Annotated in this window: 9 protein-coding genes; 7 read left to right on the top strand and 2 right to left on the bottom strand. The window is 62.0% G+C overall.

Going from position 1 to position 9,045, the window contains the following annotated elements; genetic code table 11:
- A partial coding sequence (locus tag Q0S71_RS04815; RefSeq protein ID WP_295992105.1) for an Rne/Rng family ribonuclease occupies nt 1-1,019 on the bottom strand: 1,019 nt, incomplete at its 3' end.
- A 708-nt stretch (nt 1,020-1,727) separates the two neighbouring features.
- On the opposite strand from Q0S71_RS04815, the gene Q0S71_RS04810 reads away from it, so the two are divergent.
- The 4 genes from Q0S71_RS04810 (at nt 1,728) to Q0S71_RS04795 (ending at nt 4,966) form a co-directional block, all read left to right on the top strand.
- Nucleotides 1,728-2,729, top strand: coding sequence for an RluA family pseudouridine synthase (locus Q0S71_RS04810; RefSeq protein ID WP_295992102.1), 1,002 nt, complete (start codon nt 1,728-1,730; stop codon nt 2,727-2,729).
- A gap of 79 nt (nt 2,730-2,808) precedes the next feature.
- Nucleotides 2,809-3,468, top strand: a complete 660-nt coding sequence (locus tag Q0S71_RS04805; RefSeq protein ID WP_295992099.1) for an HAD-IIIA family hydrolase — start codon at nt 2,809-2,811, stop codon at nt 3,466-3,468.
- Nucleotides 3,465-3,857 carry a Rieske 2Fe-2S domain-containing protein gene (locus Q0S71_RS04800; protein WP_295992096.1) on the top strand — a complete coding sequence of 131 codons (393 nt, stop codon included), beginning with the start codon at nt 3,465-3,467 and terminating at the stop codon, nt 3,855-3,857. The genes Q0S71_RS04805 and Q0S71_RS04800 overlap by 4 nt, the downstream gene beginning before the upstream one ends.
- A 38-nt stretch (nt 3,858-3,895) precedes the next feature.
- Entirely contained in the window at nt 3,896-4,966 is a 1,071-nt protein-coding gene (locus Q0S71_RS04795; RefSeq protein WP_295992094.1) for a S49 family peptidase, read from the top strand.
- 333 nt (nt 4,967-5,299) lie between these two features.
- Here the strand turns inward: Q0S71_RS04795 and Q0S71_RS04790 are convergent, their stop codons facing one another.
- Nucleotides 5,300-5,617 (bottom strand): hypothetical protein, encoded by a 318-nt coding sequence (locus tag Q0S71_RS04790; RefSeq protein WP_295992092.1) that lies wholly within the window; start codon nt 5,615-5,617, stop codon nt 5,300-5,302.
- A 218-nt stretch (nt 5,618-5,835) separates the two neighbouring features.
- Here Q0S71_RS04790 and Q0S71_RS04785 point away from each other — a divergent pair, with 218 nt between their 5' ends.
- The 3 genes from Q0S71_RS04785 to flhB all read left to right on the top strand — a co-directional run bounded on the left by Q0S71_RS04785 (nt 5,836) and on the right by flhB (nt 9,034).
- The gene (locus tag Q0S71_RS04785) at nt 5,836-6,591 is read left to right on the top strand and encodes a 16S rRNA pseudouridine(516) synthase (protein ID WP_295992090.1); all 756 of its coding nucleotides are present in this window, start codon (nt 5,836-5,838) and stop codon (nt 6,589-6,591) included.
- Nucleotides 6,592-6,652: 61 nt separating this feature from the next.
- The gene (locus Q0S71_RS04780; protein ID WP_295992087.1) at nt 6,653-7,651 is read left to right on the top strand and encodes a fumarylacetoacetate hydrolase family protein; all 999 of its coding nucleotides are present in this window, start codon (nt 6,653-6,655) and stop codon (nt 7,649-7,651) included.
- Nucleotides 7,652-7,852: 201 nt separating this feature from the next.
- A complete protein-coding gene (gene flhB / locus Q0S71_RS04775) occupies nt 7,853-9,034 on the top strand; it encodes a flagellar biosynthesis protein FlhB (protein ID WP_295992086.1) in 1,182 nt (393 codons plus the stop codon).
- The last annotated feature ends 11 nt before the right edge of the window (nt 9,035-9,045 follow it).

The raw sequence follows: 9,045 nt of genomic DNA, 5'->3' as shown, positions 1-9,045 counted from the left end.
AGGCCGCCCAGGTCGCGCAGGCGCAACTGGCGCGCCACTTCCTCGGCCGCTTCGCAGTTGGTGTTGAAGGCGGTCGTTTCGATGTCCGAGCCGCGCGTGGCGCGGGCCGAGTTGACGTCGACCGACACCAGCGCCTCGGTGTGGTCGATGACGATGGCGCCGCCCGATGGCAGCGGCACGGTGCGCGAGTAGGCCGTTTCGATCTGGTGTTCAATCTGGAAACGCGAGAACAGCGGCACGTCGTCGCTGTAGCGTTTCACGCGGTGCACCATGTCGGGCATCACGTGGCTCATGAACTGGTGCGCCTGCTCGTAGATGTCGTCCGTATCGATCAGGATTTCGCCGATATCGGGCTGGAAGTAATCGCGGATGGCGCGGATCACGAGCGACGATTCCTGGTAGATCAGGAAGGCGCCGGAAGCCGACTTGCCGGCGCCCTCGATGGCGCGCCACAGTTGCATCAGGTAATTCAAGTCCCACTGCAGTTCATCGACGTTGCGGCCGATGCCGGCCGTGCGGGCGATGACGGACATGCCGGCGGGCAAGTCCAGCTTGTCCATGGTTTCGCGCAATTCCTGGCGCTCTTCACCTTCGACGCGGCGCGACACGCCGCCGCCACGGGGATTGTTCGGCATCAGCACCAGGTAACGGCCGGCCAGCGAGACGAAGGAGGTCAGGGCGGCGCCCTTGTTGCCGCGCTCTTCCTTTTCGACCTGGACCATGATTTCCTGGCCTTCGCGCAGCGCTTCCTTGACGGAGGCGGTGCGGACGTCGACGCCTTCGCGGAAGTAGGTGCGGGCCACTTCCTTGAACGGCAGGAAGCCGTGGCGGTCTTCGCCGTAGCTGACGAAGCAGGCTTCGAGCGACGGTTCGATGCGGGTGATGACGCCCTTGTAGATATTGGACTTGCGCTGTTCGCGCCCGGCGGACTCGATGTCGATATCGATCAGTTTCTGACCGTCGACGATGGCTACGCGCAGCTCTTCTTGCTGCGTAGCATTAAACAACATGCGTTTCATTTTTATTAACTCCGCGACCCGAAGGCCATCTCAATGCCGCTTATTCCTATAGAAATCGGCGGCGAGTACAGGGATATACGCGAGAATTAAAATGGTTGTGGTGGGTATGCCCTGAATGTTTCGGCGCAGCAACGCAGACGTTGCGGCCGCAACTGGGCGCATGAGATTGATCGACATGCCGAGTGCACGCATCACCTGCGACTCATCCATGCAGCCCGGAGCGACCGGGGGCAGAGAATGCAGGCGGTGAGCAACGTCGATTGAGCCAGAACCTGGCCAGGCTTTTCTACTTACGGTGCAACAAGTTACAAATAAGTAACAACTAAGTAACAGCTTAGATACGCGGCTCTTATCAGCCCTCTATCCATAGCCGTGAAAAGCGTGGAATCTGGCGAAAACGGCAAGCGTTATCAACTTCATCAACCAGCGAGCATGGCTGGACCATGCTTGCCGGACTTATCCTTACAATCCAACCATTTTACTCAGCACTCTTGCTTCCATCCGATTACAACAACGGTGCGACCTTGATCGAGGCAGGAATGGTGCATATACATTTTTTCCTCTGAATTTGCAATTTGGCGAGGCCAGTGGAGACGCCCCTGTGTAAAATGTGCTTTTATTCTTACACTTGCAGCAGATCGAACCGCAGCAAAACAATTATATATTCAAAATGAAGGACTTAGAGAGATTTCTGGGAAGACAGTTCAAATGAAGATGCAAAATGATGTTGTTCCCCCTTCAACACCGCAGGTTCCGCCGCAAGCGCAGTTTGTCACCATCCATGAAGAGGACGCCGGCCAGCGCATCGACAACTATTTGTTGCGTGTGTGCAAAGGTGTGCCGAAAAGCCATATCTACCGTATTTTGCGTTCCGGCGAAGTGCGCGTCAACAAGGGCCGGATCGACCAGCTGTATCGCCTGCAAGAGGGCGACATGGTGCGCATTCCGCCCGTGCGCGTGGCTGAAAAGAGCGACCACAGCGCCGTGCCGGCCGCCGAATTCCGTATCATCCACGAAGACAGCCATTTGCTGGTGATCGACAAGCCGGCCGGCACGGCCGTGCACGGCGGCTCCGGCGTGTCCTTCGGCGTCATCGAACAGCTGCGCGCCTCGCGTCCCGAGGCCCGGTTTCTGGAGCTGGTGCACCGCCTCGACCGCGACACCTCCGGCCTGTTGTTATTGGCCAAGAAGCGCTCGGCCCTGACCAATCTGCACGAGCAGATGCGCGACGGCCTGACCGACAAGCGCTACCTGACGCTGGTGGCCGGCGACTGGAAAAACGCGCGCCAGCACGTCAAGCTGCCGCTGCACAAGTACACGACGGCCGAGGGCGAGCGCCGCGTCGCCGTGCAGGCCGACGGCCTGCCCTCGCACACGGTGTTCAGCCTGTTGCGTAAATACAAGGATTTCGCCTTGCTGGAAGCGGAACTGAAGACCGGCCGCACCCACCAGATCCGCGTCCACCTGTCATCGTCCGGCTTCGCCATCGCCGGCGACGACAAATACGGCGATTTCGCCCTGAACCGCGCCTTGCTGAAGGCCGACGCGACGCGCGGCGCGCTCAAGCGCATGTTCTTGCACGCCCATCAAATCACCTTCATGCACCCTGAAACCGGTAAAAACATGACGCTGAACGCGCCCTTGGCCGCCGAATGTGAACGATTCTTGGTAAGCTTGGGAAAACCACTGAATATTGATGGACCACGCTAGCGGGGGCGGCAGGTCCAGCGCGGCGTGATCGATAACTAAGCGACAACTAAGGAGCCGACGGCAGTAGCGGTCGGAAGACATGGCAAGAAAGCAATTTGATTTAATCGTCTTTGATTGGGATGGCACGTTGATGGACAGCACATCAACGATCGTGAAATGCATACAGGCATCGGCCCGCGACCTCGGCTTGCCGGTGCCGCGCGACGACGTGGCCTCTTATGTGATCGGCCTCGGCCTGCCGGAGGCGATGCAGGCGGCCATGCCGGACGTCGACCCCAAATACTATCCGCGCATGGTGGAGCGCTACCGCTACCATTTCCTGTCCAAGGACCATGAACTGGCGCTCTTTCCCGGCGTGCCGGAAATGTTGCAGGAATTGTCGCAGCAAGCGTATTTCCTCGCCGTGGCCACCGGCAAGAGCCGCGTCGGCCTGAACCGCGCGCTCAACGCCTTCAAGCTGCTGTCGATGTTCGACGCCACGCGCTGCGCCGATGAAACCTTCTCCAAGCCCCATCCGGCCATGTTGCAGGAACTGACCCGCGAACTGGGCCAGGACATGAAGCGCACCGTGATGATAGGCGACACCACGCACGACTTGCTGATGGCCAATAACGCCGGCGCCGCCGCCGTGGCCGTGCAGTACGGCGCGCATCCGGTGGCCCAGCTCGACGCCTGCCTGCCCATGTACTCGGCGGCCACGGTGGCCGAGCTGCATCAGTGGCTGAACGAGTACGCATGATGAGTGGCGCCACCAGCGATGCGCCCGGCCAGGTCTGGATCTGCGCCGCCGACGCCGTGCTCGAAGGTGGCAAGGGCGTGCGCTTTCCCGTCGTGGCCGGCGGCGACCAGGCCACCGGCTTCGTGGTGCGCTATTCCGGCACGGCCTACGCCTATTTGAACCGCTGCGCCCACGTGCCGATCGAGCTGGACTGGGCCGAAGGCGAGTTCTTCGAGTCCAGCGGCTTGTATCTGATGTGCTCGACCCACGGCGCCATCTATGTGCCCGAGAGCGGTTTTTGCGCCGGCGGCCCCTGCCGTGGCGGCCGGCTGCGTCCGATCGCCGTCGTCGAGCGCGACGGCCAGCTGTTTTGGCAAGCCGATGATTACGTCCAACCCGTGCCGGCCTGACGGCGTCGGGCTGTCCGCACCTATACAAGAAACTGACCATGAGTGAAAACACAAGCGATAACATTGGTGGCGCCGGCAGCGGCGGCGCGGGCGAGTCCGGCCATCCGCCGGCCGGTCCGGTGGCGAGCGCGCCGGTCGGCGGCGCCATCGCCAGGCCGTCCGGCGTCGGGCCCAACTGGGAGCGCGAGGTGCTGGAAAAACTGGTGTTCGCCACGCTCAAGGAGCAGCGCGCCAGCCGCCGCTGGGGCATCTTCTTCAAGATCGTGACGGCGCTGATCGTCGTCATCGGCCTGGCCGCCTATTTCGACTTCAACTGGCCGGGCCAGGATGCCGACGCGCTGGGCCGTCACACGGCGCTGATCGAAATCGAAGGCGCCATCGAATCCGAGGGCAGCGGGTCGGCGGCGGTGGTGATACCGGCGCTGAACAAGGCGTTTTCCGACAGCGGCTCGGTGGCGGTGGTGTTGCACATCAACAGCCCCGGCGGCAGTCCGGTGCAGGCCGGCATGATCGTCGACGAGATTTATCGTTTGCGCAAAGGCTATCCGGGTAAGCCGCTGTACGTGGTGGTCGATGAAATCTGCGCCTCGGGCGGCTATTACATCGCGGCGGCGGCGGACCGCATCTACGTCAACAAGGCCAGTATCGTCGGTTCGATCGGCGTGCTGATGGACGGTTTCGGCTTCACCGGCATCATGGAAAAAGTCGGCGTCGAGCGGCGCCTGCTGACGGCCGGCGAAAACAAGGGTTTCATGGACCCGTTCAGCCCGCTGACCGAGAAGCACAAGCAGCACGCCTTGAGCATGCTCAACGAAATTCACCAGCAATTCATCACCGTCGTGCGCACCGGCCGCGGCAAGCGCCTGAAAGAAACGCCGGAAATGTTTTCCGGCCTGTTCTGGAGTGGCGCCAAGGCCATCGACATGGGGCTGGCGGACGGCTACGGCACGGTCGACAGCGTGGCGCGCGACATCGTCAAGGCGGAAGACATCATCGACTACACCCAGCGCGAAAACTTGCCGGAGCGTGTGCTGAAGAAATTCGGCGCGGCCATGGGCGCGGGCGCGGTGAAGTCGGCTTTCACGGGTGTCCAGCCGAGCTTGCATTGAAAATGAAGGCCGGCGCCGTGCATCGTTTTAGTGCAAGCGGAGCATAACTAGCTGAGCGATTAATATTATCAATCCGACTTTTATTGCATATTCGATGAGGTGGGCTATAGTGGTTTTGTAGTTCTTTCCAAGGGGGGCCGATATAAACAGTTCAATTTGTTGTCAGCACAACTTTGAAATCAGAAACGGAACTACTCAGCCGCATCATTGATGCGGAGTAGAGAGAATTTAGATTCCTCGCAAGAGTCCCGCAATGGGGCATGAAAACGGCGACGCAAGTCGCTGTTTTCATTTGTGCGCCGGCTTGAGTCGGCGCCGGCGTTGTCACACCCGTCAGTCACAGTGCAGGCAGTTGAGCTCCAGCTGGATGGCGCCGCTGTGATCGTCCGCCTCCGGCGTGGCCTGGGAAAACCCGCCCGCGTCCAGCCAGGCGCAGAAGCCGCGCTGGGTGTCGGTATGCCAGCGCTGCTGCGGCGACGGCGACGGCAGCGGGGCGTCGGCGGCTTCGGTGCCGCCGTGGCCGGCAAGCCAGCGCGCAATCGCCACGCGCGTGGCGTGCAGGGACGACTGGACTTTGGCCAGCCGGACGTGGGCATCGCGATGCTGGCGCGCGGCGGCGCTCGGCCGCCCTTGTTTGTAGGTGGTATACATGTGATTCCTTCTATACGCAGCTGATGCTGTCTAATTTGATGAAAAATTATCGGGACTAACTTCCGCGAGTATTCCGACGGCGTTAGGCCGATTCCTAGTGAAATTTCAGTGTAGCGATAGAATCGCACGACCATTTGATCTGTATCAAGCGTGCGCCATGCGGCGGAACAAGGCGGCTCCGCCTTCACGCTCGATGCCGCATCTGTTAAAGTCTCGCCATGAGTAAATTATCCCTAGACCGCATCCTGCAATCGCAGGGTTTTGGTACCCGCAAATACTGCCGCGCCCTGATCGATGACGGCGAAGTGAGCATCGCCGGCGTGGTGCAAGACAATTACCGCACCACGATAGAGACCGCCGGTCTGGTATTGACCATATTCGGCGACGAAGAGTGGGTGTACCGCGAACATCTGTATATCGCGCTGTACAAGCCGGCCAATTTCGAGTGTTCGCGCAAGCCCAGCCACCATCCCGGCGTGCTGACTTTGTTGCCGGAACAATTCACCTGGCGCGATGTGCAGCCGGTCGGCCGGCTCGACCACGACACCACCGGCATGCTGCTGATGTCCGATGATGGCCCGTTTATCCACGCACAATCGTCGCCGAAGCGCCACGTTCCGAAAATTTACCAGGCCACGACGCAACAGCCCGTCACCGACGAGCTGGTCGCCAAGCTGATGGCCGGCGTGCAATTGCATGACGAGCCGGCGCCGCTGGCGGCGCAGGTGTGCGTCAAGCGCGGCGAGCACCAGCTGGAAATCGTGCTCGAGCAGGGCAAATATCACCAGGTCAAGCGCATGCTGGCCGCCGCCGACAATCACTGCACCGCGTTGCACCGTTCGGCCATCGGCCAGTTGACGCTCGAATCGCTGGGCCTGGCCGAGGGCGAGTGGTGTTATCTGACCGAGGCGCAAATGGCGTTGCTGGCTCCGAATTTGCCTGCCACAGTGGCTCCCGCCGTGGCGCCGGCCTGATTTTCTTTCCATGCGGCCGCCCGCAAGGGGTGGCCGCCGTTTTTGATCGTTTTCTCCCCCTATGAAACTTGCAACAATTAACGACGGCACCCGCGACGGGCAGCTGGCGGTCGTGTCGCGCGACTTGAAAACGGCGCAGCTGGCCGACGGCATCGCGTCCACCTTGCAAAGGGCGCTGGATGACTGGAAATTCATCGCGCCGCAGTTGCAGCAGCTGTACCAGGAAGTCAACGGCGGACGCGGCCGCCGAAGTTTCGACTTCGATCCGCGGCAATGCATGGCGCCGCTGCCGCGCGCTTATCAATGGGCCGACGGTTCGGCCTATGTCAACCACGTCGAGCTGGTGCGCAAGGCGCGCAAGGCCGCATTGCCGGCCTCGTTCTGGGACGAGCCGCTGATGTACCAGGGCGGCAGCGACGATTTCCTCGGACCCTGCGCCGATATCGAGTTGTTCCACGAGGAATGGGGCATCGATTTCGAAGCGGAAGTGGCCGTTATCACCGACGATGTGGCCATGGGCGCGACGGCCGACCAGGCGCACCAGCAAATCCGCCTGTTGATGCTGGCCAATGACGTGTCGCTGCGCAATCTGATTCCCGATGAGCTGGCCAAGGGTTTCGGCTTCGTGCAGGCCAAGCCGGCCACCAGTTTTTCGCCGGTGGCGGTCACGCCGGACGAACTGGGCGACGCCTGGAAGGGCGGCAAGCTGCACCTGTCGCTGCGCTCGACGTGGAATGGCAAGCTGGTCGGCCAGCCGCACGCCGGCGTCGACATGGTGTTCAACTTTCCGCAATTGATCGCGCATCTGACCAAGACGCGCAATGTGCGGGCCGGTTCCATCATCGGCTCGGGCACGGTGTCGAACAAGGACGCCAAGCGCGGCTATTCCTGCATCGCCGAAAAGCGTTGCCTGGAGATGATAGACGGCGGCGCGCCGGTGACGCCGTTCATGGCCTTCGGCGACACCATCCGCATCGAGATGCTGGACGGCGACGGCAAGTCGGTGTTCGGCGCCATCGAGCAAGCCGTCAAGCGGGCGGAAACGCGCAAACCGCGCTGAGCCGCTCAACAGGTCCAGCCGGCCCAGCCCGGCAAGGCCGTGCGCTGGCCGGCCGCAATCGATATTTCCACAAAGCAAAACGGAACAGGCGGGCAAAACCCGGCCTGTTCCGGCGATGGCCGGCGGGCGATCGCGTCAATAATATGCCTGCCCCCCCTCCGTGCGCGCCAAGTCGGCGCCCGGACTTGAACGGAGTTTTTGATGGCAGACGACAGCGACGCAGAAAAGACCGAACCCGCGTCAGCGAAGCGCCTTGAGCAGGCGCGCGAAGAAGGCGACGTGCCCCGATCCCGTGAAGTGGCAACCTTCACGGTGTTGATGGCGGCCGGCGCCGGTCTGTGGACGACGGGCGGCGCCATGGTGCGCGATTTGAGCGCGGCCATGGTGTCGGGGCTGGCGCTGGACCGCGAGCAAATCTTCAATTCCGACGTGCTGATCCACCGCGTCGGCAGCGACGTCGGCCGCGTGCTGCTGGCCTGTCTGCCGCTGGGCGTGGCCATCATGGCGGTGGCGCTGGCCTCGCCGCTGCTGGTGGGCGGCTGGCTGTTCACCGGCAAGGCCGTGCTGCCGAATTTCACCAAGCTCAATCCGCTCAACGGCCTGGGCAATATGGTGTCCTCGAATGCGCTGGTGGAACTGGTCAAGGCCATCGCCAAGACGCTGGTGGTGGGGCTGGTGGCGTGGCTGGTGGTGATGCACCAGAAGGAGGCCGTGCTGGCGCTGGCGGTCGAGCCGCTCAAGCTGGGCAGCGTGCACCTGATGGACATGCTGGGCAGCAGCTTCCTGTTCATCGTCGGCGCGCTCGGCTTCATCGCTGCCGTCGACGGGCCGTATCAGATGTGGCACTACGCCAACAAGCTGAAAATGACGCGCCAGGAATTGATCCAGGAACACAAGGAATCGAACGGCAATCCGCAGATCAAGGCCAAGATCCGCCAGTTGCAGCGCGAGATGGCGCGCCGCCGCATGATGGCCGACGTGCCGACCGCCGACGTGATCGTCACCAACCCGACCCACTATGCGGTGGCGCTGAAATACGCCGACGGCATGCGCGGCGCGCCGCGCGTGGTGGCCAAGGGCACCGACGAGGTCGCCGCCAAGATCCGCGAGCTGGGCAAGGAAAACAAGGTGGCCATCCTGGAGGCGCCGGCGCTGGCCCGCGCGCTGCACAAGCACACCGACATCGGCGACGAAATCCCGGAAGCGCTGTACGCGGCCGTGGCCGAAGTGCTGGCCTATGTGTTCCAGCTGCGTTCGTACAACAAGGGCGGCGGCAAATATCCCGACCGTCCGACCAAGGTCGACGTACCGCCCGAGCTCGATCCGCTCAATCCGGCGTCGCAGCAACCGAAACCCGCACCGAATGACGGAGCAACACCATGAACGGCTTCATG

The sequence above is a fragment of the Rugamonas sp. genome (assembly GCF_025354735.1).
Lineage (GTDB): Bacteria > Pseudomonadota > Gammaproteobacteria > Burkholderiales > Burkholderiaceae_D > Rugamonas.
The sequence above is the reverse complement of the archived record's forward strand: the minus strand, read 5'-3'. Positions and strand labels throughout refer to the sequence as shown.